The 26956-nt window shown below is 68.8% G+C and carries 20 protein-coding genes and 1 pseudogene; 8 read left to right on the plus strand and 13 right to left on the minus strand.

Translation table 11 applies throughout. The features are described 5' to 3' along the window. Positions 1-6: 6 nt before the first annotated feature. Positions 7-1449 (minus strand): NAD(P)/FAD-dependent oxidoreductase, encoded by a 1443-nt coding sequence (locus AB0F43_RS29435; protein ID WP_360483886.1) that lies wholly within the window; start codon positions 1447-1449, stop codon positions 7-9. Positions 1450-1665: 216 nt separating this feature from the next. Between AB0F43_RS29435 and AB0F43_RS29440 the strand changes: the two genes are divergently transcribed. The 4 genes from AB0F43_RS29440 to AB0F43_RS29455 all read left to right on the plus strand — a co-directional run bounded on the left by AB0F43_RS29440 (position 1666) and on the right by AB0F43_RS29455 (position 4617). Then, positions 1666-2037 carry a YciI family protein gene (locus AB0F43_RS29440; protein WP_360483889.1) on the plus strand — a complete coding sequence of 124 codons (372 nt, stop codon included), beginning with the start codon at positions 1666-1668 and terminating at the stop codon, positions 2035-2037. A gap of 84 nt (positions 2038-2121) precedes the next feature. Next, positions 2122-3321, plus strand: coding sequence for a sigma-70 family RNA polymerase sigma factor (locus AB0F43_RS29445; RefSeq protein WP_360483892.1), 1200 nt, complete (start codon positions 2122-2124; stop codon positions 3319-3321). Between the two features lie 40 nt (positions 3322-3361). Continuing rightward, positions 3362-3745: a DUF4870 domain-containing protein gene (locus tag AB0F43_RS29450; protein ID WP_360483895.1), complete on the plus strand. Its 384-nt coding sequence runs from the start codon at positions 3362-3364 to the stop codon at positions 3743-3745. 41 nt (positions 3746-3786) lie between these two features. Beyond that, positions 3787-4617 carry a phosphotransferase gene (locus AB0F43_RS29455; RefSeq protein WP_360483897.1) on the plus strand — a complete coding sequence of 277 codons (831 nt, stop codon included), beginning with the start codon at positions 3787-3789 and terminating at the stop codon, positions 4615-4617. Here the strand turns inward: AB0F43_RS29455 and AB0F43_RS29460 are convergent. The 8 genes and pseudogenes from AB0F43_RS29460 to AB0F43_RS29495 form a co-directional block, all read right to left on the minus strand. Beyond that, positions 4610-5500: a GNAT family N-acetyltransferase gene (locus AB0F43_RS29460; RefSeq protein WP_360483900.1), complete on the minus strand. Its 891-nt coding sequence runs from the start codon at positions 5498-5500 to the stop codon at positions 4610-4612. The two genes, AB0F43_RS29455 and AB0F43_RS29460, sit on opposite strands and share 8 nt — an antisense overlap. A 10-nt stretch (positions 5501-5510) precedes the next feature. Beyond that, positions 5511-7751 (minus strand): 1,4-alpha-glucan branching protein GlgB, encoded by a 2241-nt coding sequence (glgB, locus tag AB0F43_RS29465; protein WP_360483903.1) that lies wholly within the window; start codon positions 7749-7751, stop codon positions 5511-5513. Positions 7752-7872: 121 nt separating this feature from the next. Next, the gene (locus AB0F43_RS29470) at positions 7873-9285 is read right to left on the minus strand and encodes an aminoglycoside phosphotransferase (RefSeq protein ID WP_360483906.1); all 1413 of its coding nucleotides are present in this window, start codon (positions 9283-9285) and stop codon (positions 7873-7875) included. After that, a complete protein-coding gene (gene treS, locus AB0F43_RS29475; protein WP_360483949.1) occupies positions 9286-10986 on the minus strand; it encodes a maltose alpha-D-glucosyltransferase in 1701 nt (566 codons plus the stop codon). Between the two features lie 314 nt (positions 10987-11300). Continuing rightward, on the minus strand, positions 11301-11690 hold the full coding sequence (locus tag AB0F43_RS29480) for a type II toxin-antitoxin system HicA family toxin (protein WP_360483908.1): 390 nt from the start codon (positions 11688-11690) through the stop codon (positions 11301-11303). Then, positions 11690-11899, minus strand: a complete 210-nt coding sequence (locus AB0F43_RS29485; protein ID WP_360483911.1) for a hypothetical protein — start codon at positions 11897-11899, stop codon at positions 11690-11692. The genes AB0F43_RS29480 and AB0F43_RS29485 overlap by 1 nt, the downstream gene beginning before the upstream one ends. 25 nt (positions 11900-11924) lie before the next feature. Beyond that, positions 11925-12104: pseudogene (gene rplD / locus AB0F43_RS29490) on the minus strand (50S ribosomal protein L4); the annotation flags it as partial. Positions 12105-12594: 490 nt separating this feature from the next. Then, positions 12595-13683, minus strand: coding sequence for an OmpA family protein (locus AB0F43_RS29495; RefSeq protein WP_360483914.1), 1089 nt, complete (start codon positions 13681-13683; stop codon positions 12595-12597). Positions 13684-13944: 261 nt separating this feature from the next. Between AB0F43_RS29495 and AB0F43_RS29500 the strand changes: the two genes are divergently transcribed. Further along, positions 13945-14511, plus strand: coding sequence for a winged helix-turn-helix domain-containing protein (locus tag AB0F43_RS29500; RefSeq protein WP_360483917.1), 567 nt, complete (start codon positions 13945-13947; stop codon positions 14509-14511). A gap of 65 nt (positions 14512-14576) precedes the next feature. Here AB0F43_RS29500 and AB0F43_RS29505 read toward each other — a convergent pair whose 3' ends face one another. Next, entirely contained in the window at positions 14577-18935 is a 4359-nt protein-coding gene (locus tag AB0F43_RS29505) for a S8 family serine peptidase (protein ID WP_360483920.1), read from the minus strand. A 358-nt stretch (positions 18936-19293) separates the two neighbouring features. Here AB0F43_RS29505 and AB0F43_RS29510 point away from each other — a divergent pair, with 358 nt between their 5' ends. Beyond that, on the plus strand, positions 19294-19908 hold the full coding sequence (locus tag AB0F43_RS29510) for a winged helix-turn-helix domain-containing protein (protein ID WP_360483923.1): 615 nt from the start codon (positions 19294-19296) through the stop codon (positions 19906-19908). A gap of 11 nt (positions 19909-19919) precedes the next feature. Further along, positions 19920-21077 carry a threonine synthase gene (locus AB0F43_RS29515; RefSeq protein WP_360483925.1) on the plus strand — a complete coding sequence of 386 codons (1158 nt, stop codon included), beginning with the start codon at positions 19920-19922 and terminating at the stop codon, positions 21075-21077. Here the strand turns inward: AB0F43_RS29515 and AB0F43_RS29520 are convergent. Next, positions 21049-21459, minus strand: a complete 411-nt coding sequence (locus tag AB0F43_RS29520) for a hypothetical protein (RefSeq protein WP_360483927.1) — start codon at positions 21457-21459, stop codon at positions 21049-21051. The genes AB0F43_RS29515 and AB0F43_RS29520 overlap by 29 nt on opposite strands. Positions 21460-21493: 34 nt before the next feature. Further along, positions 21494-23482, minus strand: coding sequence for an alpha-1,4-glucan--maltose-1-phosphate maltosyltransferase (locus tag AB0F43_RS29525; protein ID WP_360483930.1), 1989 nt, complete (start codon positions 23480-23482; stop codon positions 21494-21496). Between the two features lie 241 nt (positions 23483-23723). Here AB0F43_RS29525 and glgP point away from each other — a divergent pair, with 241 nt between their 5' ends. Continuing rightward, positions 23724-26321, plus strand: a complete 2598-nt coding sequence (gene glgP, locus AB0F43_RS29530) for an alpha-glucan family phosphorylase (RefSeq protein WP_360483933.1) — start codon at positions 23724-23726, stop codon at positions 26319-26321. Between the two features lie 45 nt (positions 26322-26366). On the opposite strand, the gene AB0F43_RS29535 is transcribed toward glgP, so the two are convergent. Continuing rightward, positions 26367-26585, minus strand: a complete 219-nt coding sequence (locus AB0F43_RS29535) for a hypothetical protein (RefSeq protein ID WP_360483936.1) — start codon at positions 26583-26585, stop codon at positions 26367-26369. Positions 26586-26956: the final 371 nt, after the last annotated feature.

The raw sequence follows: 26956 nt of genomic DNA on the forward strand, positions 1-26956 counted from the left end.
GCAGGCTCAAGCAGCGGGCTTGAACTGCATGGAGTCGTCGGTCACCGGGCCGAAGCGCAGGAGGACGAGGTCCCGGGGGTAGTTCTGCCGCAGCCGCCAGGGGCCGTGGGTGCCCTGGCGGGGCAGGATCGACGCGGCTCGCTGGATGTAGCCGGAGGACAGGTCGACGACGGGGCGGTGTGGGGCGTCGTACTCGGACGGGTCGATCTCGGGCACACAGATGCTGGTGCCGGTCGCCGTGAGGTGGTTGAGCAGGCGGCAGACGTACTGCGAGGTCAGGTCCGAGCGGAGCGTCCATGAGTTGTTGGTGTAGCCGATGCACCAGGCGAGATTCGGTACGTCGCTCAGCATCATCCCCTTGTAGATGAAGGCGTCGTGCGGGTCCACCGCCCGCCCGTCGACCGTCAGCTGGATGTTGCCGAGCGCAGCCATGCGCAGTCCGGTCGCGGTGACGATCAGGTCGGCCTCCAGTTCCCGTCCGGAGCGCAGCCGCAGACCGGACCGCGTGAAGGTCTCGATCTCGTCCGTGACCACAGTGGCCGAGCCATCGCGCAGTACTTTGAACAGGTCGGCGTCCGGCACCAGACAGAGCCGCTGGTCCCACGGCTTGTAGCGCGGGGTGAAGTGCGGGTCGGCCGGGATCGAGTCCGGCAACTGCTTGGCCACTGTGCTGTTCAGGAACCACGCGGCATGAGCCGGCCACCTCCGGAACGCGCTGTAGACCGCCGTACTGAAGAGAACGTTCTTCCCCCGGATCACCCGGTGTGCGAGTTTCTCAGGCAGTACGGCGCGCAGCCGGTCGGAGAACGCGTCGTGAGCCGGTCTGGACGCGACATAGCTCGGCGAGCGCTGCAGCATCGTCACGTGCGCCGCCGTACGAGCCATAGCCGGCACGAGTGTCACAGCCGTCGCGCCACTGCCGATCACCACTACCCGCTCACCGGTGTAGTCCAGGTCCTCCGGCCAATGCTGCGGATGAACCACGCGCCCCTGGAACTCACTCTGGCCCGGGAAGTCGACGACGTAGCCCGAGTCGTAGTCGTAGTACCCGCTGCACACATACAGGAACGAGCACGTGTACGACGCCTGGGTGGTCTCCACGGTCCACCGCGCATCCGTCGACGACCACGACGCCCGTATGACGCGCTGCCCGAACCGGATGTGCTTGTCGATCCCGTAGGTTGACGCGGTCTCGTGGAGGTACTCCAGGATCGCCGGACCGTCCGCGATCGCCTTCGCGGCCGTCCACGGATGGAACGGGAAGCCGAGCGTGAACATGTCGGAGTCGGACCGGATGCCGGGGTAGCGGAACAGGTCCCAGGTGCCGCCGATGCTCATCCGCGCTTCCAGCACGGCGTAGGTGCGGTCCGGGCACTGCGTCTGGAGCCGGTAGGCGGCGCCGATCCCGGACAGGCCGGCGCCGACGACGAGGACGTCCAGGTGCTCCACGAAGGCCTCCGGGTTCCTGACAAATGCCGGGAGAGTGCATGTTGAGTTCCTGGTCAACACTACGTGGCGTGGGCACGATGGTGCTGTTCGTATCCGCCGCGTCACCGGAGGTGAGCCGGGACATGACTGGGAAATTCGTTGCCGGTGCTGTCGATTCCGCCGGCTGCCGATCGTCAGCAAGATGTTCAGTACAAGCCCGAGGCAAGGGAGCCGGAGATGGCGCAGTACATGTTCCTGTTGTTCGACAGCGAAGAGTGGTACGACAACGTCACGCCGGAGGAGTGGCAGCAGGCGATGAAACTGCACGGCGCGTTCATGGAGGCCGTGGAGAAGGCCGGGGCGCGGGTCCTCGGTGGGGAGGCGCTGGAGCGGTCGAGCACCGCGAGCACGGTCCGGCAGCGCGAGGGTGCCGACCCCTTGGTGACGGACGGGCCGTTCATCGAGACCAAGGAGGCCCTCGGCGGCTTCTACGTGATCGAAGCGCGCGACCTGGACCAGGCGCTCGAGCTCGCCAAGCTGTGCCCGGCGGGGAACGTCGAAGTCCGCCCGGTGATGGACACCTCCGCGGACTCCCAGCCCCCGGCCTGACCGATGTCGCAGCAGCCGGGTACTCCGACGGACCTCCCGCCGTCGGCGTGCCCGCCTGCGGTTTCGGCGGTCGAAGTGGCCCGCGTGGTGGACCGGACACACCGGGAGAGCTGGTCGACGGTGCTGGCGTCGGTGGTGCGGCTGACGCGGGATCTGGATCTGGCCGAGGACTGTACGCAGGACGCCTTCGTCCAGGCGTTACGGACCTGGCCGGACGGGCTTCCGTCGAACCCGGGCGGCTGGCTGACCACGGTCGCGCGGCGGCTCGCACTCGATCGGATGCGGCGGGAGACGACCCTGCGGCGGAAGCTTCCGTTGCTGGTGGAGGATCCGGTCGCACCGGGCGAGGTGGAGCACCCGACGGATCCGCTGCGTCTGGTGTTCACCTGCTGCCACCCGGCGCTGGGCCGGGACTCGCAAGTGGCGTTGACGTTGCGGCTGATCTGCGGTCTGACGACCCGGGAGGTGGCGGCCGGACTGCTGATCAGTGAGCCGACGGCGGCGGCCCGGATCACCCGGGCGAAGAAGAAGATCGCGGCGGCCTCGATCCCGTACCGGATCCCGGCCGATGACGAGTTGCCGGCCCGGCTGGACGCCGTCCTGACGGTCGTGCACCTCGTCTACACGGCAGGACATGTGGCGGCCGGGTCGGAGCTGACCCGTACGGACCTGACCAGGCGGGCGGTCGAGTTGGCGCGGTTGCTCGTGCGGTTGATGCCGGACGAGGCGGAGCCGCAGGCCTTGCTGGGGTTGCTGTTGATGACGGAAGCGCGTGGCGACGCGCGCGTGAGCGAGGACGGGGAGTTGGTGCTGCTGGCGGATCAGGACCGGTCACGGTGGAGCATCCGGCTGCTGGCGGAAGGGGTGTCGCGAGCGACGGCCGCACTCGAGCGGGGCCAGGGGAGGTTCGCGCTGCAGGCGGCCGTGGCGGGGTTGCACGTGACCGCGCCGTCGTGGGAGCAGACCGACTGGGGTCAGGTCGTGAGGATGTACGACGCGATGATGGTCAGCTGGCCGACACCGATCGTCGCGCTCAACCGAGCCGCCGCGCGAAGCCTCGTCCCAGGTGCCGACCTCGAGACCGTCCTCGCCGAACTGGATGCCCTGAGCAACGAGCCGGCCCTCAAGGCGTACGCCTACCTCCCGGCGGCCCGCGCCGACGTACTCGCCCGCCTCGGCCGCGTCGCCGAAGCGGCCGACGCCTACCGCCTGGCCATCATCCTCACCCCCAACGAAACCGAACGCCGCTTCCTAACCCATCGCCTGGCCGGCCTCCCCGGCTGAGCTCGGTGACGACGGGTGCTGAGCGTGCTTGACTAAATGTATGAGTGCGCCTGGTGTGGGGCCGCCGTTGCCGGCCTCGGAGGAGCGGACGTGGGGGATGGTGGCTCACGTCGGGGTGTTGGTCGCGGCCTGGTTCGCGATGGGGTTCCTGTGTCCGCTGGTGATCTGGCTGGTGTACCGGGACCGATCGGAGTTCGTCCGGCGGCACGCGTTGGAGTCGCTGAACTTCCAGCTGTCGTTGCTCATCTACACCGCGGTCGCGGTGGTGCTGATCCTGATCACGTTCGGCCTGGGCGTGCTGATCATCATCCCGCTGGTGGTGATCGGGGCGATCGCGGCGCTGGTCGTCATCATCCTGGCCACGATGGCGGCCTCCAGCGGTCACGAGTACCGCTACCCGTTCACCATCCGCCTGGTCCGTTAACTCGGTGGCCAGGCCCGGCCCGATTTGGCAGAGTGTCGCGGGTGGAGCTGATCGGCCAGGGAATGGAAGGTGCCGTCTACGATCTCGGTGACGGCCGGGTGCGCAAGACCTGGTTCGGTCGGCGGCCGGACGACGTACGCCCGTTGAAGGCTTTCCTGGACGAGCTGCCGCCGCTGCCGTTTCGTACGCCGCGGATCCGCGAGATCAGCGCGGATGCCGACGGGCTGGCGGTCAGTGTCGAGGACCTGCTGACCGGCACCGCCCTGCCGGACGCCGAGGTCACCGAGGAGCAGGCGCTCGATGCGTTCGTCGCCGTGGTCGAGGCGCTGGGCACGACCGTGCCCGGTCCGGCCAGCAAGGCGCTCCCCGTGCTCAACCAGCCGTTCTGGCGCGACGATCTGTCCTGGGGTCAGGCGCTGGCAGCCCTGGTACGACGCCGCGCCGCCGAATCCCACCACCATCTGAAACGCGACGTCGCCGACTTCGACGACCTGCTCGACAACCTGATCGCCCGACTGGCGACGATCGAGCCGGACCGGCTGAGCGTCGTACACGGAGACGTCTGTCCGCCCAACCTGCTGATGGACGGCTCGCGGACTGCCGCCCTGCTCGACTGGGGGTTCTACTCGACGGCTGGTGACAACACCTTCGACGCCGCGCTGGCTGCCGGGTTCTTCGACATGTACGGCCCGGACGCGCAGAGGCTCGACAATCTGCTGCTCGACCGGTTCGAGCGGCTCGGCCACGACCGGCAGCGGATGTACCTGTACCGCGCTGCGTACGCCATCACCACCGCGACCATCTACGACGCCGACGCGGGCGACGGCCACTACCTCTGGTGCGTCGGCAGCCTGAACCGACTGCCTAGATGATCGGCTCCCCGTCGCGCAGATTGTGCAAGCGCGGCGGCTCCGCGAGGATCAGCGGGAGCCGGCGGGCGTTCAGCGGCGAGACCAGCCCGGCCAGCTCGTCAGGCGCGTGCCACGCCACGCTGCGGATCTCGAAGCCGTCGGGATGCAGGGTGTCCAAGAGCGAGGGATCGTGGACCCCGCCGTCGTACAGGATCTCGACCGCGTCTCCCCAGCCCTCCCAGCGCGGCAGCCAGTCGATCGCGAGGACGCCGATCAGCGGCAGAGCGACACCGATCTCCTCGCGCATCTCACGCGACGCCGCGGTCGCGGGATCCTCGTCCGGCTCGACCACACCGCCCGGCAGCTCCAGATCCTTCTTGTAGCTGACCTGGCACAGCAGCACCCGCCCGGTCGTGTCCCGCACCACCACATGCGCGATGACGCGCTTCTTCGGCAGCGTGGAGTCCATCAGGGCCGTCCAGCCCGTCAAGGTGTCCGGGCGCGGGTCGTCCTTGCGCATCCCGTACACGGCCACGTCCCGGCGTTCGTCCGCCACCAGAGCCGCACCACGGAGCACGCCTTCGCGCCGGAAACCGGACCGGATCGCGACCCGCGCCGAGGCGTGGAGCTCCGGATCGACCTCGACCTGCAGCCGCTCCAGTCCGAGCTCGTCGAAGGCATACTCGGTCAGCAGCCGCAGGGCCCGTTGCGCGATCTCGGGGCCGCCGTCCATCGCCCACGTCACCACCGCGGCGCCCTGCGTGGTCCGTCGTACCTCGACGGTGCCCACCGGGCCGCCATGCTCGCCCTCGCTGTGTTCGACCTCGAAGGCGATCACCTGACGATCGGCCCGCGACTGTCGCAGCGTCAACTCACCATCGGTCAGCGAAGATACGGCGGTCACCCTGCGAACGCTACCCGGTGTGGCGCAGGTACAGCGTGGCCAGGGGTGGGACGCTGAGCTCGGTGCTGGTCTCCATCCCGTGCCAGCTCGGGCCGTCGGCCTCGACACTGCCGAAGTTGCCGACCCCCGAGCCGCCGTACGCGGCCGCGTCGGTGTTGACCGCCTCCTGCCACTGACCGCCGTACGGGAGGCCGAGGCGGTAGCCGTGGTGCGGGATGGCGGAGAAGTTGGAGATGCAGGCGATCGCCGGCTCGCCGTCGTCGCCGTACCGGACGAAGGAGAAGACGTTGTTGCCGGCGTCGTTGGCGTCGATCCAGGTGAACCTGTCCGGCGCGTGGTCGGTCCGCCACAACGCCGTGTTGCCGCGGTAGACGCCGTTCAGATCGCGCACCAGTTGCTGCAGGCCGCGGTGATCGGCGTGGTCCAGCAGCCACCAGTCGAGCTCGCCCTTCTCGGACCACTCCGACTCCTGGCCGAACTCGCAGCCCATGAACAGCAGCTGCTTGCCCGGGTGCGCCCACATCATCGCCAGGTACGCGCGCAGGTTCGCCAGCTGCTGCCACCGGTCACCCGGCATCTTCCGCAGCAGCGAACCCTTGCCGTGGACAACTTCGTCGTGGGACAGCGGGAGGACGAAGTTCTCCGAGTAGGCGTACATCATCGAGAACGTCAGCTCGTGGTGGTGGTACTGCCGGTGCACCGGCTCGTGCGCCAGGTAGCGCAGCGAGTCGTTCATCCAGCCCATGTTCCACTTGAACCCGAAACCGAGCCCGCCCAGGTGCGTGGCCCGGGTGACGCCCGGCCACGAGGTGGACTCCTCGGCGACGGTGATGACACCGGGCACCCGCTTGTAGAGGGTCGCGTTCATCTCCTGCAGGAACGACACCGCCTCGAGGTTCTCCCGGCCGCCGTACTGGTTCGGCACCCACTGGCCCTCGGAGCGGGAGTAGTCGAGGTAGAGCATCGAGGCGACCGCGTCCACCCGGAGGCCGTCGATGTGGAACTCCTCGGCCCAGTAGAGCGCGTTCGCGACCAGGAAGTTGCGCACCTGCGGCCGGCCGAAGTCGAACACCAGCGTGCCCCAGTCGGGCTGCTCGCCGCGGCGCGGATCCGGGTGCTCGTACAGCGGCGTACCGTCGAACCGGGCCAGCGCCCAGGCGTCCTTCGGGAAGTGCGCCGGCACCCAGTCGACGATGACGCCGATCCCGGCCTGGTGCAGCTTGTCGACCAGGAAGCGGAAGTCGTCCGGGTCGCCGAAGCGCGAGGTCGGCGCGAAGTACGACGTCACCTGGTAGCCCCACGAGCCACCGAACGGGTGCTCCATCACCGGCATGAACTCGACGTGGGTGAAGCCCATCTCGTTGACATAGGCAACGAGCTCGTCGGCCAGCTCGCGGTACGACTTGTCCTTGCGCCAGGAGCCGAGATGCACCTCGTAGACACTCATCGGCTCGGCGTAGGCCTGTGACGCCGCGCGCCGCTCGATCCAGGCGGCGTCGTTCCACTCGTACGACGACTCGTGCACGACGGAAGCGTTCGCCGGGGGAGTCTCGGCCAGGTTCGCCATCGGGTCGGCCTTCTGCCGCCAGACCCCGTCGCGACCACAGATGTCGAACTTGTACCGCGTGCCCGGGCCGACGCCGGGCACGAACAGCTCCCACACCCCGGACCCGCCGAGTGAGCGCATCGGATGCGCCCGGCCGTCCCAGAAGTTGAAGTCCGCGGTGAGGCGGATGCCCTGCGCGTTGGGCGCCCAGACGGCGAACGACGTACCCGTGACGGTTCCGGCCGGGCCGTCGTACCGGCGGACGTGCGCGCCGAGCACGGTCCACAGTTGCTCGTGGCGACCCTCGCCGATCAGGTGCAGGTCGACCTCGCCGAGCGACGGGAGATAGCGATAGGGGTCGTCGAGCTCGATCGCGGGACCGTCGGTGTAGCACACCTCGAGGCGGTAGTCGGGCACCTTGTCGATGTCGAGTACGCCGACCCACACGCCCTCGAACTCGTGCCGCAGGTCGAGCCGCTGGTCGTCGTACAGCACGGTGACGGACTGGGCGAACGGACGCAGCACCCGGACGGTGACACCGCTCTCGCCGAGATGCGGCCCGAGCACCTGGTGCGGATCGTGAAACGTCCCGCCGACCAGCCGCTCCAGCACGGTCCGATCAACTGGGACCGCTGTCACCACAGGTTCTTCGGTCGCTACCACTGGCGTCTCGAAAGCTTCGGTGCCGTGTTCGCTCGATCCCATGGACTCCATCCTGCCCGATCATTCGGCCATCTACCGAACCCCCGTACCCGTCGATGCCGGACGTACACAAAGTCAGGCCGCGAGCACCGCGCGACGGACTACCTGGCGCAGATCCGGGGTGTCACTGTTCGGACAACGCGGCGGCCGCGGCCAAGGGGATCGGCAGCCAGGACGGGCGGTTGCGGGCCTCGTAGAGCGTTTCGTAGATCACCTTGTCGGCCAGGAACGCGCTCAGCAGCACCCCTTGGTGCCGCGGATCCGTGCCCGCCACCTCGGCGTACCCGTCGCAGAAGGCCTGCTGGTTCCGGCTCGCCCACTCGGCCGCCCGGTACGCGATCTGCTGGTCGCCCCGGTGGTCGGCCAGCAGCGACCGGGCCGCGTAGTCGAACGACCGCAGCATCCCGGCGATGTCCTTCACCGGGGTGTCCAGCGCGCGCCGCTCGATCAGCGACTTGGCCGGCTCGCCCTCGAAGTCGATCAGCTTCCAGCCGTCGATCGTCCGCAGCACCTGACCGAGGTGGAAGTCACCGTGGATCCGCTGCACCGTCACCGGCTGGTCGTACGCCGCCAGCGCGTCGAACCACCGGGCCAGACCGTCCTTGTGCGGTGCCAGCTCCGGGATCACCGACGCGGCCGCGTCCAGCCGGCGACGCATCGCAGCGGCGTGCGCGACCAGCTTGGCCGGCTCCCAGATGTCGGTGCCGAGCGCCTTGGCCAGCTCGGAGTGGACCTGCGCGGTGCTCGCGCCGAGCCGGTGCGACTCGGCCGCGAAGTCGCCGCCGACCTCCTCGGCGTGCAGGTCCGCCTCGGCGTACAGGTCCCGCACCGACGACGTCGCGAACGACCACCCGTCGGTGGCGTTCTTCTGGAACGCCGTCATCATCGCCAGCTCACCGGTGTCGGTCCCGCCGCCGGCGCGCGGCCAGGTGCCCCGCGCGTGCCCGAGCACCTCGGGCACCAGTTCGGACCCCGCCTCGGTGAGCGCCGACTCGATCTCGACCCCGGGATTGCTGCCGGGCTCGAGCCGGCGGAACACCTTCAGCAGTGCCACGTCGCCGAACACCAGCGACGTGTTGCTCTGCTCGACGGTCAGCACGAGCGACTGCGCGTCCTCCGGCACGACGGTCGCGTGCTCCGGAGCGTGGACGGGATGGAACTCCAGCCCCTCCAGCTGCCGGCCGTGCGTCAACCCGTCCAGCCAGTACGGCGTCGCTTCCTTGTCGTGCAAGGCGTCGTACACCCAGACCTGGGTGTCGGCCAGGTCCTGCTCCTCCCACTCGCCGACCAGCGCATGGCCGAGGTGTTCGACCGGTTCGCGGCGGTAGCTGAGCGGCAGTTGGTACACCCGGATCGGGAACTCCGACCCGGGCGGACCGGAACAGTAGACGAACCCGATCCGGACCGCGGGCCAGGCGTCCTCGGCGGACAGCCACACCGAGGTGGCCATCGCGTCGACATGGACGTCGTGTCCCTTCTCACCGAACCACCTCTGGCCCGCGCAGAAGGACTGGACCTGGTCCAGATGGGAAGTCACTTAAACGCTCTCCTCATGGTCAGCCGGCTTGTTCACCGGCAGCCGGAACCAGTAGAAACCGTGTGCGCCGAGCGTCAAAAGGTAGGGCAACTCCCCGATGGTGGGAAAGTGCACCCCGCCGAGCAGCTCGATCGGCTCCACGCCCTGCCACTGGCGCAGGTCCAGCTCGATCGGCTGCGGGAACCGGGACAGGTTGTTCACGCACAGCACCACGTCGTCACCGAACTCGCGGACGTACGACAGCACGCTGGGGTTGGAGCCCCCCAGGTCTGTGAAAGTACCCATGCCGAAACATGGGTGCTGCTTGCGGGTCTGGATCATCCGCCGGGTCCAGTGCAGCAGCGACGAGGCGTTCTCCATCTCGGCCTCGACGTTGACCGCCTGGTAACCGTAGACCGGGTCCATGATGACCGGCAGGCTGAGCTTGCCCGGGGTGGCGGTGGAGAACGACGCGTTGCGGTCCGGCGACCACTGCATCGGGGTCCGGACACCGTCGCGGTCGCCGAGCCAGATGTTGTCGCCCATCCCGATCTCGTCGCCGTAGTACAGGATCGGCGAACCCGGCAGGCTGAGCAGCAGCGCGGTGAACAACTCCATCTTGTTGGTGTCGTTGTCCAGCAGCGGGGCCAGCCGCCGGCGGATGCCGATGTTGGCCTTCATCCGCGGGTCCTGGGCGTACTCCGACCACATGTAGTCGCGGTCCTCGTCGGTGACCATCTCGAGCGTCAGCTCGTCGTGGTTGCGCAGGAAGATGCCCCACTGGCAGGTGTCGGGGATCTCCGGCGTCTGGGCCAGGATCTCCGAGATCGGGAACCGCGACTCGCGCCGTACCCCCATGAAGATGCGCGGCATCACCGGGAAGTGGAACGCCATCTGGCACTCGTCACCCCCGGAGGAGCGGTCGCCGAAGTACTCCACCACGTCGGCCGGCCACTGGTTCGCCTCACAGAGCAGGACGCGGTCGCTGTAGTTCGCGTCCACCTCCTTGCGGACCCGCTTGAGGAACTCGTGGGTCCGCGGCAGGTTCTCGCAGTTGGTGCCCTCGGACTCGAACAGGTACGGCACCGCGTCCAGCCGGAACCCGTCCACGCCGAGGTCGAGCCAGAACTTCAGCGCCTCGATCATCGCGTCGCCGACGGCCGGGTTCTCGAAGTTCAGGTCCGGCTGGTTGGAGTAGAACCGGTGCCAGAAGTACTGACCGCGGACCGGGTCCCAGGTCCAGTTCGACGCTTCGGTGTCGACGAAGATGATGCGCGCGTCGGAGTACTTGTCGTCGGTGTCGGACCACACGTAGAAGTCGCCGTACGGGCCGTCCGGGTCGCTGCGGGACGCCTGGAACCAGGGGTGCTGGTCGGAGGTGTGGTTCATCACGAAGTCGACGATGATCCGGATCCCGCGCGTGTGCGCGGCCTCCATGAACGCGGCGAAATCGGCGATCGTGCCGACCTCGGGCATCACGCCGGTGTAGTCGGAGATGTCGTAGCCGCCGTCGCGCAACGGCGACGGATAGAACGGCGGTAACCACAGACAGTCCACCCCGAGCCACTCGAGATAGTCGAGTTTCTCGGTCAGGCCCTGCAGGTCGCCGATGCCGTCGGCGTTCGAGTCCTTGAAGGACCGCACGAGGACCTCGTAGAAGACGGCCCGCTTGAACCACAGCGGGTCACTCTTCGTCAGTCCGTGGTGCTGCTCCGGCAGCATGTCGGTCACGCTCACCTCCATCGGGTGTCTCCAAACCTAGCGGTACTGCGGCCTGCCGCCACGGATCGTGGCGGCAGTGCGGGTGGACTTCCCCGGGCATGCTCTGGTTCCCATACCCCGTCGCGGGGTTGCTAAAAGGGGACCGCACACGTTTCCGGTATCTCGTCCGGTGATGTGGTGACGCCGGGGGAGGGCGGGTCCGGCCAGGCGTTGCGCTCAGTCTGACGGTCGTTTGCCAGTACAGGCAAATAGGGGCCTCATCGCCCTATCTGGAACTGGTTCCGGGGGGTCCGGGCAGTGCCCCCGGACCCGCCTCAGCGGCGCGGTCCGCGCTCTTCCCGATGCTTGAAGGGTGACACGACTCCGCGCCGTCCACCGGATCGCCCGCGTGTGCCCGGGGCTCCCGTCGCACCCCGCGCGTCGGCGACGCCCTCGTTGACCTGCTCCGGGGTCAACTCGAGCTTCTTGCCCGCCTTGCCGGTGCCGAACAGGTCATCCGGGCTGACGCCCGCCTGGCTGGCGATGTTGCGCATGGTCCCGGCGGCGATGTCCTTGCTCCCGTGGTCCGGGACGGCGATCGTCTTGCCGTTGCCCTTGAAGATCCGGTGGCTGCCCTTGCCCCGGCCCGGCACCTCGTCGAAGCCCATGTCGTTGAGGTCCTTCGCGACCTGACGGAACGGCTTCGGTTTCCAGCCCGACGGCATCAGCCGACCTCGACGGTCACGGTCAGCTGGTCCGGGACGCCGACAGCCTCGGCGAGCACGACGAGGGCTTCGCGGAGGTCCTCGATCGCCGCCTCGCGGGTCTCGCCCTGGCCGTTGGCGAACGCGTCCGGGGTCAGGGCAGCCTGGGCGGCCCACATGCCGTCCTCGTCCTGCTCGACGGTGTAGGGAACGGTGACTTGGTGTCTCACGGTCACATTCTCCTTGACGAAGGAGTCAGTCGCGGGGGTCCGTCGACTTGCGCGGGCGGCGGGTGTACTTGGTGAACCCGGCGCGTTCGGCGTCGGCCTCGGAGCGGAACCAGACCTCGGGTTTGGTCCGGCCGTAGTACGGCGAGTCGGGTGTGTGGAACAGCATCGAATGGGCGTTGCCCTTGATGGTGAACCCGTCCGGCGGACCCTGGTGCGGTACCGCGTCGGCGGAGCCCTCCCCGTAGCGTCCGGGCGGTAAGTCGGCCGGCGTCTGCGGCTCGGTCGCATCGGTGTCGTCATCGAAGAGTGTCGGTTCCGCAATGCGCTCGGCATCCATGCGCCGGCTGAAGGCCGGTGCCGCTTCCACCGGCTCCGGTTCAGGCGCCGCGGGTACGTCGGCAGCCGGTGCGTGGACCGCTCCGACGGATGCTCCGACGAGGACCTCTTCCTTCTCCTCCGCCTCCACCGGTTCGTCGACGACAGCCGGTGCGAGCTGCTGTTCACGTCGTACCAGCAGGAACCAGGTGATGGCCGCACCGAGCAGGAAGGCGAGCAAGGACCACAGCCAGTTGTGGCGCAGCAGCCAGCCCATCAGCGCGCCCCCCTCACGACCAGGCGGTGCAGCAGCCAAGCGGCCGCGCTGCCGAGGACGAACGCGGCCAGCAGCAGGATCCAGGTCTGTGCGATCAGCCAACTCATGGGTTCCCTTGCAGTACTCGGAGCTCGACCCGGCGGTTGGCGATCCGCCCGTCCGGGGTGCTGTTGGAAGCGACCGGGAAGGCCTCGCCGTACCCGTGCGCGAGAAGGCGGCCCTCGGCGACCCCGAGCCGCACCAGCGTCGCTTTCACCGCGGCCGCCCGCCGCTCGGACAGCGGCAGACTGCTGGCCGCGGAGCCGAGGTCGTCGGTGTGACCCGCGACCTCGACGCGAGTGGACGGACACGATTTCAGCAGGGCCGCGGCCTTGACGACCGACGGCTTGGTCTCGTCGTTCACGATCGACGTACCGGACAGGAAGATGATCGAGTGCTGCCGGCTGAACTCCGACAGCCGGCTCTGGAACGTCCGGCACGCCTCGCTGCGCTCAGACCGGGGCGGCGCCGGGGTCCGCAACTGGTCCGCGATCACCGCACCCGGGACCGCCTTGGCCGCCGCTCGTGCGACGGTGGCCTTGGTCGCCTGGTCCGGCACCTTCCCGGTCAGCGTGATCGTCGTGCCGTCGTACCGGACCGAGGCGTCCCCGGTCCCGATCGCGAGGGCGTGGATCAGCGCCGACACCGTGGTCGCGTCGGCCAGGCCGGTCGCAGGGTCGATCGTGATCCGGTCGTCGAACTCACGGTCCTCGCCGAGCACCTTGTCGACCTGGGCCGCGATCGCGTCCTTCACGGTCTTGTCCTTGACCGCGGCCTGCACCCGGATCGAGTTGCTGGTCCGGCCGACCTCGAACGGTGCCACCGCGGGTTCTTCGGCGGGCGCTTCGGTCGGCGGGGGAGTCGGGGGGCCGTTCTCGACCCGGACCGCCCGGACGCCTTCGACGCCGCCGACCACGTCCTCGACCAGGCCGGGATCGACACCGTCCGGTACGGCGACTGTCGCATCCCGACCGTCCACGTCGACCTCGGCGCGGTTGATCCCGCGGGCCTGCAGTGCCGCGAGTGATCGGTCCCGGAGGTCGTCCTCGGTGGTGCCTGCCTTGGCCGGAATGAGCACAGCGGTCAGCAGCACGGGTACGGCGAGGGCCGCGAGCAGCCAGACGACGACCGGCCGCCGAACGAGTCCGGGCACTGTTCCTCCGTCGGATGCGGTCAAGAGTGACCGTGCGCGAGGACATTACTCCGCCGTGCGCTCAGTCCGCACACCGGTCCCGGGGAGCGCGCTGATGATCACGGGCTCATTTTTATTCGGGTTTCTTCTTTTCTTAACCTGGGCCTGTGTCCTGTCTCGGACAGGTCGCATATGTGCCAGCTCCGCGTGCGGGGAATCCCTTGACTTACTTCGCGTCGTAAAAGCTACTTGTGCCTGGCGGTTGACCAGGAGGGGACGCGGATGGAGCGGTCGTCGGACTCGTCGTTGATCATCGGAGTGGCCACGTCCACGGCTGAGCGGGTGCAACTCGTCCGGCTGCTGGGCGAAGCCGAGGCACTGCTGCTGGTGTCCAGCGCGGACCAGGCGCGCGCGTTCCTCGAACTCACCGCGACGACGCCCGCGGGTCCCGTCGTACTGGCGCCGACTGTGCTGCCGGGTGGCGAGCAGGCCGCGGATGCACCCGCTGCGGTTGCCCAGATCGAGGCAGTACCGCGGCCGGCCGCCGTGCCGGCGCCGGACACGGAACTGTTCCTGGACGTGGACCGGCGAGTGGTGCGGTGGAAGGACCGTGAGGTGCCGCTGACCCGGCTGGAGCACGACTTCCTGCACTGCCTGGTCAAGGAACCCGGCCGCGTCTGGACCTACCAGCGCCTGCACCACGCCGTCTGGGGCAACGAACACCTCGGCCACGGCTCGCACATCCACTCGGTGGTCAAACGCCTCCGCCAAAAACTCGCCCACCTCGGCGCCACCGTCACCATCCACGCCGTCCGCGGCGTCGGCTTCCACCTCCTCCCGACGACCTGACCTCGGGTCGGAAAGGGACCGGCCCCCGCCCAGGTGGGCGAGGGCCGGTCTGAACTACTGGGGTGCTACCGGATGGACTTCAGGGCGAAGTCTTCGGTGACCGGTTCGCCGGCGACCAATCGCGTCTGGCGGGTCTGGGGTTTGTAGCCGTCCTTGGCGGCGATCAGGGTGAGGGGGTTGTTGCGACGGTCCAGCCAGTAGGCGTACTTGCCGTCGTCATCGGTGATGAAGGTGTAGGACTGGGCCCACGAGTCGACCTGGACGATCGCGCCCGGGAGCGGAGCAGTGACACCGGTCGAGCTGACGCCCGTGACGGTGCCCTGCAGCTTGCTCCAGGTGGTCGGCGGGGTGACGTTCATCGTCACGGCCACCGGAGCGACCTGGTACGGCGTGTTCTCGCCGATCGTGACCGACCCGCTGTAGGTGCCGGGCTGGTCGACGCTCGCGGTGAGCGTGACCTTGACCGTCGTCGACGCGCCCGGGGCCAGGGTGGCCTCGGTCTTGTCGATGGACAGCCAGCTCACATCCGCGGACGACTCGGCGCAGTCCTCGAGACCCGGCAGGGCCTCGCTGTCCACCGTCGCGGTGAAGCCACCGGAGGAACCGCCGACCTTGTAGAAGCCGCAGGCCGCACCACCGCGGTACCGCGGCAGGTTGGCGTTCGGCAGCGCCGACCAGGAGTCGGCGGCCGGGTCGTAGGCCATGCCGGCGTTGGTGACCGCACCGGCCTGGACTCCGCCGACGACCAGCAGCTTGCCACCGGCGACGGCGTACGACGCCGCCCAGTGGTCCGCCGGAGCCTCGGCGACCGCGGCCCAGGCGTTGGTGCCCGGGTCGAAGACGTACGCCGACTTCAGCGAGTTGGTGCCGTCGTTACCGCCGGCGCAGTACAGCTTGCCGTCGATGGCGCCGCAGGACGCGAACGCGACCGACTTCGGGTAGTTCGGCAGCGTCTCCCAGCTGTTCGCCGTCGCGTCGTAGCGGACGACGGTGTTGCTCATCGGGAGGCAGCTGGCGGTGGTGCAGCCACCGACGGCGTACAGCTTCCCGTCGACGACGGCCTGACCGGCCGCGGCGCGCGGAGCCGGGTTGGCGGCGACCGAGGTCCAGGCGTTGGTGGCCGGGTCGTACGACCAGGTCGCCGCGTCCGGACCGGAGGGACCCCAGCCGGAGCTGGCGATGATCTTGCCGCCCACGACGCCGACGGTGATGGCGTTGCGAGCACCCGGCAGCGGGGCGATGGCGGTCCAGGACAGTGTGGCCGGGTCGTACTTGTAGCTGTTCGCGGTCGACGCACTACCGTTGCCACCGGCAATCGAGTAGATCTTGCCGTCGACGTTGACCACCCGGTTGTCCATCACGGTGGCCGGGTAGTCGGCGATGTCGGCCCACGGCGCCGCGAGCGGCTTCGCGGAGGCCGGCGTACCGGCCATCTTGCCCGACAGTTTGCTCTCGAACGAGGTCGGGACCTCGAGCCGCTGCAGCGGGGCACCGGTGCTGTTCAGCACCTCGTTCTTGCTGGTGGTGGTGCCGTTCGCGTTCTGCAGCACGAAGCCGCCGTCGCGCTCACCGAACTTCACCTCGACCGGTGCACCACCAGTGTTGGTCACGGTGAACGACTTGGTCACCTTGCCGGTGGGCAGCTTCAGGTTGCCGGTGATGCTGCCCGGGGTGATGGCCAGCTTGCCGGCGGCCAGTGAGTAGTCGGCCGGAGTGGTCCAGTCGGCCTCCACGTTCACGCTCTGGCTCGAGCTGACGTAGTTGCCGGCCTTCGCGGTGAAGCCCTGCGCCCCGGACTGCGACGAGTACAGCCAGTAGAAGCCGTCGCTCAGGCCGGTGTCCTCCGGCGTCGCCACGGTGGTGCCGGTCTCCGCGGCGTTGCCGTCACGGGTGACGACCGCACCGTTCACGAAGCCGTTCGTGTTGGCGTCCTTGACGTGGCCGACGACGAGGCCGCCGCCGGTCGGCTCACAGGTGATCTGGCTGCCGACCAGCACGTTGTCGACCTGCCACCACCACTCGTACGAGGCGTTGTAGTAGTGGAAACGGACCTGCACGGCGGACTTGCCGGCCGCCTGCGGGATCGCGATCTCCTTGACCCCGCGGACGTCCGCGGCCTGGGTCAAAACGTTGCTCCAGGTCGTCCCGCCGTCGATCGACAGGTCGACGTCGGCCTTCTCGCCGCCGAGCCAGTTGAGGTCCTGGTTGAACCGGATCACCGGAGCGGTGACCGCGGTCAAATCCACCACCGGGCTCACCAGCGAGGTGTCCTGCGAACCGCCACCGCCGTACTCGTCGCTGTCGATGATGGCGAACTTGCCGCTGCCGCCGGACAGGTTGCCCCGGTTGCCCGGGTCGTCGAACTTCCAGACCTGGCCGTTGCCCTTGTTGTCGACGACGGTCCAGCCGTCCGGCGCGACGCCGGAGTCGAACGTCTGGTAGACGCCGTCGGAGCCGTACCGGTAACCGGCAGCCGTGCTGCAGGCGTCGGCGCGGACCGGGACCTCGACGTTCTTGGTCAGATTGCCGGTGCCGACCGCGATCGGCTGGCTGACCGTCTGGTAGCCCGGGTACTGCGACTCGATCTTCAGTGTGTACGACGCGCTCGACGGCACCTGGAGGCTGAAGCGGCCGTTGCTCGGGGTCGTGTAGTCGAACACGCCGCCCGGACCCTCGACGCTCACCTTCGCGTACAGCGGCCAGCCGTGGCCCGAGCCGTCCGAGATGGTGCCGCCGACGTTCACCTGCGGAGCGCTCGCGAGCGCGTAGTTCTTCGTCGTGGTCGCGCCGGTGGTGATGGTCGCGGTGTCGGTCTGGGTCTTGTACCCGAACGACGCCACGGTCAGGTCGTAGGTGCCGGCCGGCAGGACCGACGAGAAGGCGCCGGTGCTGGTGGTGGTGAGAACGCGGTCGGGCTGGCCGGCCGCCTTCACCGTGACGCTCGCGCCGGCCAGCGGGGTACCGCCGGTCGCCGCGGTGACCGTACCGGCCAGGGTGCCGGTGTCGCCGATCGGAGCGGCGTTCAGCAGAGCCAGCGCGTCCAGACGGCCCTGGCCGTAGACGTTGTTGTTCTCCGTCGTGCCACCGCACTGGCTGTCGGCCTTGTCGATCGCCGTACCGTTCAGCAGCGCACGGGTCGCGTCGACGTCACCCTTCAGCGCCGGGGAGGCCGCCCACAGCAGCGCGACCGCGCCCGCGAGGTGCGGGGTGGCCATCGACGTGCCGTTGAAGCTGCCGTAGCTGCTGCCGGGCAGGCTGGACCGGACGTTGACGCCCGGGGCCGAGATGTTCGGCTTGATCGTGCCGTTCTGGCCGACACCGCGGCCGGAGAACGACGCGATGTTGTTGCTGATGTCGTAGGCGCCGACCGAGTAGTTGCTGGTCAGGGAGCCGGGCGACCCGCTGCTCTGGCAGCCGCGGGTGCCGCTGTTGCCGTTCGCCCAGGCGCCGAAGATGCCGGAGCCCTTCCAGGCGTTGGTGATGTCCTCCATGAACGGGTCGTTCGACGGCAGGGTCGAACCCCAGGAGTTGTTGATGATGTTCGGTCGCTTGCTCGCGTCCGGGTTCTGGCCGTTCAGGTCGGTCGGCTCGAGCATCCACTGACCCGACTCGATCAGCGCCGCGTCGCTCGGGCAGCAGCCGTTCGCGGCGATCCACTTGACCGCCGGCGCGACACCGATCTGGTTGCCGGCGCCGTCGTCGCCGGCCATGGTGCCCATCGTGTGGGTGCCGTGACCGTTGCCGTCGGAAGGTGCGTTCGGCGAGGTGCCGGCCGCGTCGAACCAGTTGTAGTTGTGGTTGAAGGTGCCGTCACCGTTGTTGCCGCGGTACTGCTTCACCAGCGCCGGGTGGTCGTACTGCACCCCGGTGTCGATGTTGGCGATGACGATGCCCGCGCCCTTGTCGCCGTACTGCGACCAGACGTCGTCGGCGTTGATGTTGGCGATACCCCACTCGAGCGCGTTGATCTCGTTGGCCCGCTCGACCGGGGTGACCTTCGGCACCTCGACCACGGTCGGGTTGTACAGACCCTCGACCTCGCTGTGGGCGGCCAGGTTCTGGGCCAGCTCGAGCGTGCCGCTGCTGATGCGGATCGCGTTCGTGCCCCAGAAGGCCTTGTACTTCACGTTCTGCGCGTCCAGTTCGGCGCGGACCTTCGCCTGGCTCTCCGCGGCGGTCTTCTTCAGCGCCGCGGCGACGGCGGTGCCGCGCTCGTTCCAGTCGGTGATCCTGCTCGCGGCGGTCAGGTCGGCCGTGGCGCCGAACCGGACCCAGTAGTCGGTCGCCGACTTGGCGTCCTTGCCGTCGAGTTTCTCGAGCAGTTCCGGCTTGATCTTGCCCGCCGGCGGTGTGGCGCCGGGTTTGGTGGGTGGTGCGGCCTGGGCCTGGCCGGCGGCGGCCATCCCGGTAGCGACGACTGCCACCGTCGCCAGGGCGCCCACCAGAGATCTGGCGAGTCCCCTTCGTCGTAGATGTGACATCTCTGCAGCCCCTCACTGGTAACGACCCCGAGTTGACTCCCCCGAGTCATCTGGTGCAGAGGTGCAGGCGGGTTGGCGGTGCCGGTCATCAGGCGGATGGACCGGTACGGCGAACGCTGCGTGCCCCCCAGGTCGCGGCCTGTGACACCGCGAGCCTAACGTGGACCTTATGTGTCAGAACAACGTGGTAACAAGCACACTTCGTGAGCAAGATGTGACTAGGCGTGCACAGATCCAAGCAAAGTGGTCAAAGGTTGGCAGTTCGTTGACGATCCAAGGCAGAGGTTGACATCGTGATCAGATGGTCACCGCCCGTGTACCCGCCCCTGCGGACGTCGATCTGAACCCGAACGATCCCACCGGCCGCAAGCCGTACCCGCTGCTCATCGCGGTCGCGGCCTCCCCGGAGGAACGGGTCCGGCTCGCCGAGCTCGTCGACGACGTCGCGCCGCTCCTCCTCGTTTCCAGTCTCGACGAGCTCCGCAAACTGCTCGTCCCGGCCCAGCAACCACCGCCGGCCCCGGAACGGCCCGAGCCGCCGGACCCCCCGGAGGTCGACTCCAGCTTCGCGAAGACGTCGGTGGGTGAGCCCGATGCCGACGTACTGACCATTGATCGACTCCGGTCGGTCGCCCGGTGGCGCGGTCACGAGGTGCAGCTCACCGAGCTCGAGCACGACTTGCTCACCCGGCTGATGACGGCGCCGCTGCGGGTCTGGACGTACGACGCTCTGCATCAGACCGTCTGGCGCAACCGGCACCTGCGTGGCACCGCCGACATCCACTCGGTGGTCAAACGACTCCGCCGCAAACTCGACGAGCTCGGCACCACCGTCACCATCGACGCCGTCCGCGGCACCGGATTCCGCCTCACCGATCACCAGCGCCCGACCGTCACCAAGCTGCGCGCGGGGTAGTTTCGGGAGCTGTGACGTTCTCAGCGCTGAGCCATCTCGAGTGTCCCAAGTGCGGCCGGACGCACGACGCCGATCAGGTGATCGGGTTGTGCCCGTGCGGATCACCTTTGCTGGCGCGGTACGACGTACCCGCGGTGAGGCTGACCAAGGACGAACTGGCCGCGCGGCCGCCGGACCTGTGGCGGTACCACGAGCTGTTGCCGGTGCGTGATCCGGCGAATGTGGTGACGCTGGGGGAGGGGATGACACCGCTGCTGCCGTTGCCGCGATACGGCCGGGAGGTCGGGGTCGAACGGCTGCTGATGAAGGACGAAGGGCTGATTCCCACCGGCACGTTCAAGGCGCGAGGTGCGGCGGTCGGCGTGTCCCGCGCGTACGAGGTCGGCGTACGGAAGATCGCCATGCCGACCAACGGGAACGCCGGCTCGTCCTGGGCCGCGTACGCCGCTCGCGCGGGGATGACGGCGTTGATCGCGATGCCGATGGCGGCACCCGAGATCTGCCGGCGCGAGGTGAAGGTGGTGGGGGCGCAGCTGCACCTGGTCGATGGCCTGATCGGTGACGCGGCGGCCTTCATCCGGGAGCAGGACGGGTACTTCGACGTCTCGACGCTGAAGGAGCCGTACCGGATCGAGGGCAAGAAGACGATGGGCCTGGAGATCGCCGAGCAACTCGGCTGGCGGCTGCCCGACGTGATCCTCTACCCGACCGGCGGCGGGGTCGGCATCATCGGGATCTGGAAGGCACTGGTCGAGCTCCGGGAGCTCGGCTGGATCGACGGCCCGCTGCCGCGGCTCGTCGCCGTACAGTCGACCGGCTGCGCACCGATCGTCCAGGCATGGGAGAACGGCCTGCCCGAGAGCGAACCCTGGCCGGAGGCCCGGACAGTTGCCTTCGGCATCACAGTGCCCAAGGCGCTCGGCGATTTCCTCGTCCTGCAAGCGATCGCCGACACCGGCGGCTGCGCCGTCGCCGTCGACGACGAAGCCATCCTGGCCGAACAACACCGCCTCGCCGAACTCGAAGGCGCCTTCATCTGCCCCGAAGGCGCCGCCACCTTCGCCGCCGTCCGCCACCTCCGCAAGTCAGGCTGGATCCACGCCGGTGAACAAGTCGTCGCCCTGAACACGGGCACGGGAATCAAGTACCCGGAGACTGTTCCTCTTTGACCTCGGTCTCCCGCGTCGGCCGGCGTTGCTGTCTGCTCATCAGGACCAGACCGGCGACCACACCGAGCGGAAACCAGAAGGCGAAGCCCGGTGAGGCGCTGGACCACTCACCGCCAGGCAGCATGAAGATCACCGCGAACGCCATCAGGGCGGCGGATGGAAAAAAGAGCCGTTCGGCGAGGTCTCGGGGGCTGTACCACTGCCACAGCAGTCCCGCCGCGAGCCCTGCCAGTGCCAGCCCGCCCGACCAGAGCCGCTCCGTTTGGCCGATCACCCGCGCTGACTCGGGCACGAACATGCCGATCAGTGAACCGACGGCGATCGGCAGGATCCATCCCGTCCGCCGCCGTGCCTGCGCCGGCACCCGCTCGAGAACTGACATCTTCGCCCCCACTCTGTTGGTGGGGCCGATCATCTCAGGCTTGGCCGCGGCGGACGGCGAGGATGTGGGCGGGTTCGCCGTTGGGGTCGAGCCTGACGTAGTTCTGCTGGCCCCAGCGCCAGGTGGCTCCGCTGATCTCGTCGTACACGGTGAAGGTGTCCTCGGGGCGCATGCCGAGCGCGGCCATGTCGAGGTGGACCATCGACTCGCGGACCGAGTGCGGGTCGGTGTTCACCACCACGATGACGGTGTCACTGTGCCCGTCCGGCGCGGTGGTCCGCTTCGAGTAGCACATGATCGCGTCGTCCTCGACCGTGTGCAGCGACAGGTTGCGCAACTGCTGCAGGGCCGGGTGCCGGCGGCGGATGTTGTTCAGCAGGGTCAGGTACGGCGCCAGCGTCCGGCCCTCGGCGGCAGCGGCATCCCAGTCCCGCGGCCGGAACTGGAACTTCTCGGTGTCGAGGTACTCCTCCGACCCCGGCCGCAGCGCGACGTGCTCGAACAGCTCGAACCCGGCGTACACACCCCAGGTCGGTGACGAGGTCGACGCGATCGCGGCCCGGATCTTGAACGCGCCCGGCCCGCCGTACTGCAGGTAGGCGGTCAGGATGTCCGGCGTGTTGACGAAGAAGTTCGGCCGCAGGAAGTGCGCGGTCTCCTTGGTCAGCTCCTGCAGGTACTCCTCCAGCTCCCACTTCTCGTTGCGCCAGGTGAAGTACGTGTAGGACTGGTGGAACCCGACCTTGGCCAGCTCGTGCATCATCGGCCGCCGGGTGAACGCCTCGGACAGGAACACCACGTCCGGGTCGGTCTTGCGGATCTCGCCGAGCAGGTACTCCCAGAAGTTGACCGGCTTGGTGTGCGGGTTGTCGACCCGGAACACGGTCACCCCGTGCGAGATCCACAGCCGGACGATCCGCAGCACCTCGGCGTAGATGCCTTCGGGGTCGTTGTCGAAGTTGATCGGGTAGATGTCCTGGTACTTCTTCGGCGGGTTCTCGGCGTACGCGATCGAGCCGTCCGCCCGGACGCTGAACCACTTCGGGTGCTCGGTCACCCACGGGTGGTCCGGCGACGCCTGCAGGGCCAGGTCGATGGCGACCTCGAGACCGAGTTCGCGGGCCCGGCCGACGAAGTAGTCGAAGTCCTCGAAGGTGCCCAGCTCGGGGTGGATCGCGTCGTGCCCGCCGTCCTCCGAGCCGATCGCCCACGGCGAGCCGGGGTCACCGGGCTTCGGGTCGAGGGTGTTGTTCGGGCCCTTGCGGAAGGAGTGGCCGATCGGGTGGATCGGCGGCACGTAGAGGATGTCGAAGCCCATCCCCGCGACCGCCTCCAGCCGCTCGGCCGCCGTACGGAAGGTCCCGGACGTCCACTGCCCGGTCGCCTCGTCGTACTTCGCACCCTCCGACCGCGGGAAGAACTCGTACCAGCTGCCGTACAGCGCCCGCTCCCGGTCGACCCACACCGGGTACGTCTCGGACGAGGTGATCAGCTCGCGCACCGGGTACCGCCCGAGCGCGGCCCGGACCTGCGGCGAGATGCCCGCGGCCAGCCGCGCCTCCGGCGGCAGCGCGCCGTTCGCGAGCGCCTGCGCGGCGTCGCTCAGCGTGGCCCGGTCAGCCCGTACGGCGGGGGGCACACCGGCGGCCGCGCGGTCGAAGAACGCGGCGCCCTCGGCGAACATCAGGTCGACGTCGATGCCAGCCGGGATCTTGATCTCGGCGTTGTGCCGCCAGGTCCCGTACGGGTCGCTCCAGCCCTCGACCGCGAATGTCCACGCGCCCTGCTCCTGCAGCGTCACGTCGACCGTCCACCGGTCCGTGCCCTGACCGACCGGTGTCATCAGCATCCGTCTGGTCTGGCCGTTCGGCGAGGTCAGCACGACGTTCGCGTTCACCGCGTCATGGCCCTCACGGAAGACCGTGGCCGCGATGGTGAACGTCTCGCCGACGGAGGCCTTGGCCGGATACGCTCCGGCGTCGACGGTCGGGGTGACGTCGGTGATCGGGATGCGCCCAGTCATGGCGTAGACGAACCTTCGCTTTCCGATTGCGGATCCGGTCGGGTGGGGACGTACCTGGAACTACAGCACTGACGTTAGCGGTTCCCACGGTCTCCACGTGACATGCAGGGGTCACGGTTCGGTCCACACCATGGAACGTTGGTGACCAGCCACTGAAAAGGCTCTGCAAAATCTTGCTCGTGTTGCAAGATCGATGCATCCCGAACGTGCCGTGCTGGCTTTTGGCTTGTACGGTGTCCCGGTGCGAGCGATACGACGATTCTCCGTCCGCCCTGTCCTGCCCGAGCAGCTGACCGGGCTGGGCACCCTGGTGAACAACCTCCGCTGGGCCTGGCACCCGGAGACGCAGGACGTCTTCGAGGCGGTCGACCCGCAACTGTGGCGGAGCACCGGCGGTGACCCGGTCAAGCTTCTCGGTGAGGTCCCGGCGGCCCGGCTCGACGAGCTGGCCAACGACCAAGCCTTCCTACGCCGGCTGGAGCTGGCTGTAGCCGACCTGAACGGCTACGTGACCGACGACCGGTGGTTCCAGACCGAAGCCGGCTCCCCGGTCAGCTCGGTGGCCTACTTCTCCCCCGAGTTCGGCATCACCCACGTGCTGCCGCAGTACTCCGGCGGTCTCGGCATCCTGGCCGGTGACCACCTCAAGGCGGCCAGCGACCTCGCCGTGCCACTGATCGGTGTCGGCCTGCTCTACCGGCACGGGTACTTCGCCCAGTCGCTGAACCGCGAGGGCTGGCAGCAGGAGCGATACCCGCTGGTGGACCCGGACGGGCTGCCGATCAGCCTGCTCCGCGACGGTGACGCACCGGCGACCGTCACGCTGACCCTGCCCGGCAACCGGCAGTTGCACGCCCAGATCTGGGTCGCCCAGGTCGGCCGGGTGCCGCTGCTGATGCTCGACTCCGACATGGAGGAGAACGAGCCGGCCGAGCGCGAGGTGACCGACCGGCTGTACGGCGGTACGACGGAGCACCGGCTGCTGCAGGAGCTCCTGCTCGGCGTCGGCGGTGTCCGCGCGGTCCGCGAGTACTGCCGGATCACCGGCCACCCGGCCCCGGAGGTGTTCCACACCAACGAGGGTCACGCCGGCTTCCTCGGCATCGAGCGGATTCGCGAGCTGGCCGCCGACCAGGGCCTCGACTTCGACACCGCGCTCGAGGTGGCCCGCGGCGGGACCGTGTTCACCACCCACACCCCGGTGCCGGCCGGTATCGACCGGTTCCCGGTCGAGCTGATCCAGCAGCACTTCTCGCCGGACGCGTTCGGCGAGGGTGTCCCGGTCGACCGGATCCTGGAGCTCGGCGCCGAGGACTTCGAGGGCGGCGACCCCGGCGTCTTCAACATGGCGATCATGGGCCTGCGGCTGGCGCAGCGGGCCAATGGTGTGTCCAAGCTGCACGGCGTGGTCAGCCGGGGGATGTTCTCCGGGCTGTGGCCGAGCTTCGACGCGACCGACGTACCGATCACCTCGATCACCAACGGTGTGCACGCGCCGACCTGGGTGGCCCGGGAGCTCAACGGCCTGACCTTCGCGACCACCGACACCGCCGAGACCGACGGGATCTTCGCCGGGCTGGACGACACCACCGACGCGCAGATCTGGGAGACCAAGCGGATCCTGCGGCAGCGGTTCATCGACGACACCCGGGCCCGGGTCCGGCAGTCCTGGCTGAACCGTGGCGCCAGCGAGGCCGAGCTCGGCTGGGTCGACTCGATCCTCGACCCCGACGTGCTGACCGTCGGCTTCGCCCGGCGTGTTCCGTCGTACAAGCGGCTGACGCTGATGCTGCGCGACCCGGCCCGGCTGAAGGCGCTGCTGCTGCACCCCCAGCGGCCGATCCAGATCGTCATCGCGGGCAAGGCGCACCCGGCCGACGAGGGCGGCAAGAAGCTGATCCAGGAGATGGTCCGGTTCGCCGACGACCCGGAGGTGCGGCACCGGATCGTGTTCGTGCCCGACTACGACATCGCGCTGGCCCAGCCGATGTACCCGGGTTGCGACGTCTGGCTGAACAACCCGCTGCGCCCGTACGAGGCATGCGGCACGTCCGGCATGAAGGCGGCGCTGAACGGCGCGCTCAACCTGTCCATCCGCGACGGCTGGTGGGACGAGTGGTACGACGACGAGTTCGGCTGGGCGATCCCGTCTGCGGAGGGGATCGAGGACACCGACCGCCGCGACGACCTCGAGGCGCACGCGCTATACGACCTGATCGAGAAGCAGGTCGCGCCGCGGTTCTACGACGGTGAGGTGCCGGGTCGCTGGATCGAGATGCTGCGGCACACGATCAAGGAGCTCGGCCCGAAGGTGCTGGCCACCCGGATGGTCCGCGACTACGTCGAGCGGCTGTACGTCCCGTCCGCGCAGTCCTCGCGCCAGCTCAACGCGACGTACGACGGCGCGCGCGACCTGGCCGCGTGGAAGAAGAAGGTCCGGGCGGCCTGGCCGCAGATCCGGGTCGACCACGTGGAGCTCCAGGGCCTGGGCGACGTACCGCAGCTCGGGACCAACGTCGGCATCCGTGCCTTCGCCGCGCTCGGCGACCTGTCCCCGGCGGACATCGACGTCGAGGTGCTGCACGGCCGGGTCGACTCCAACGACGAGATCACGGACCCGGTCCGCGCGTCGCTGTCGCTGGCGGAGACGTACGACGGCAACCGGCACCGGTACGAGGGTGAGCTGAAGCTGGACCGGACCGGCCCGTTCGGCTACACGGTCCGCGTCGTGCCGAAGCACTCGGGTCTGGCCAGCCCCGCCGAGCTCGGCCTGGCCGCGGGCCCCTCCGACCCGGAGGACCCGTCCACTCCGGATCTGCCGGTCGGCTCCGAATTCTGACCGCGTAGATGGCCCCGCCTGCCTCACCAGGCGGGGCCCTTCGCGTTAGTTGCTCCTCTTCTTGCGCAGCAGTCCCCACGGTCTGAACACCGACAGGACCACGGCGAACATCAGCAGCGCCGGCGAGACGATCGGCGGGTAGATCATGTCGCCGATGGGTACGGCGAGGTCGCCCGCCTCGGCCCGGTCGGCGATCTCGGCCACACCCGGTCGCAGCGACACGAGCACCAGCGTGCTCAGCAGCAGGTTGAGGCCGAGCTTCACGACCACCCACCAGTACTTCGTCAGCCCGTCGTCGGCTGGGCGGAGGGTCTCGACGTACTGCGAGCGGTGTAGTTAAAGGGCTTTCAGGTGGTACGCCGGGTGTCGTCGGGGGACTGTGGTGTCGCCGGTGGTTGGGCGGCTGTGGTGTCTACGGCTCGGGTGGGGCGGGTGTGGTGCCCGCCGGATGTGGGCGGTTGTGGGGCGGGTGTGGTGGCTGCCGGGGAAGGGCGGGTGTGGTGTCGCGGCTCCGGGCTGCGTGAGTGTGCTGGTCGTGGCGGTGTGCGTCAAGGACGCCTTCGGCGTCCCTGCGGGATCTTCGACCCTTGACCCACACCGGCTCGATCGCGACCGTCCTGGAGCCAGGGGCGAAG

This window comes from Kribbella sp. NPDC023972 (assembly GCF_040639075.1).
Lineage (GTDB): Bacteria > Actinomycetota > Actinomycetes > Propionibacteriales > Kribbellaceae > Kribbella.

Bases quoted from the DNA above. Each gene is read 5' to 3' on its own strand.
- AB0F43_RS29440 (WP_360483889.1), top strand. From the start codon at position 1,666: ATGGCGCAGTACATGTTCCTGTTGTTCGACAGCGAAGAGTGGTACGAC.
- AB0F43_RS29450 (WP_360483895.1), top strand. From the start codon at position 3,362: ATGAGTGCGCCTGGTGTGGGGCCGCCGTTGCCGGCCTCGGAGGAGCGG.
- glgB (WP_360483903.1), bottom strand. From the start codon at position 7,751: ATGGGATCGAGCGAACACGGCACCGAAGCTTTCGAGACGCCAGTGGTA.
- treS (WP_360483949.1), bottom strand. From the start codon at position 10,986: ATGCTGCCGGAGCAGCACCACGGACTGACGAAGAGTGACCCGCTGTGG.
- AB0F43_RS29480 (WP_360483908.1), bottom strand. From the start codon at position 11,690: ATGCCGTCGGGCTGGAAACCGAAGCCGTTCCGTCAGGTCGCGAAGGAC.
- AB0F43_RS29500 (WP_360483917.1), top strand. From the start codon at position 13,945: ATGGAGCGGTCGTCGGACTCGTCGTTGATCATCGGAGTGGCCACGTCC.
- AB0F43_RS29510 (WP_360483923.1), top strand. From the start codon at position 19,294: ATGGTCACCGCCCGTGTACCCGCCCCTGCGGACGTCGATCTGAACCCG.
- AB0F43_RS29520 (WP_360483927.1), bottom strand. From the start codon at position 21,459: ATGTCAGTTCTCGAGCGGGTGCCGGCGCAGGCACGGCGGCGGACGGGA.
- AB0F43_RS29525 (WP_360483930.1), bottom strand. From the start codon at position 23,482: ATGACTGGGCGCATCCCGATCACCGACGTCACCCCGACCGTCGACGCC.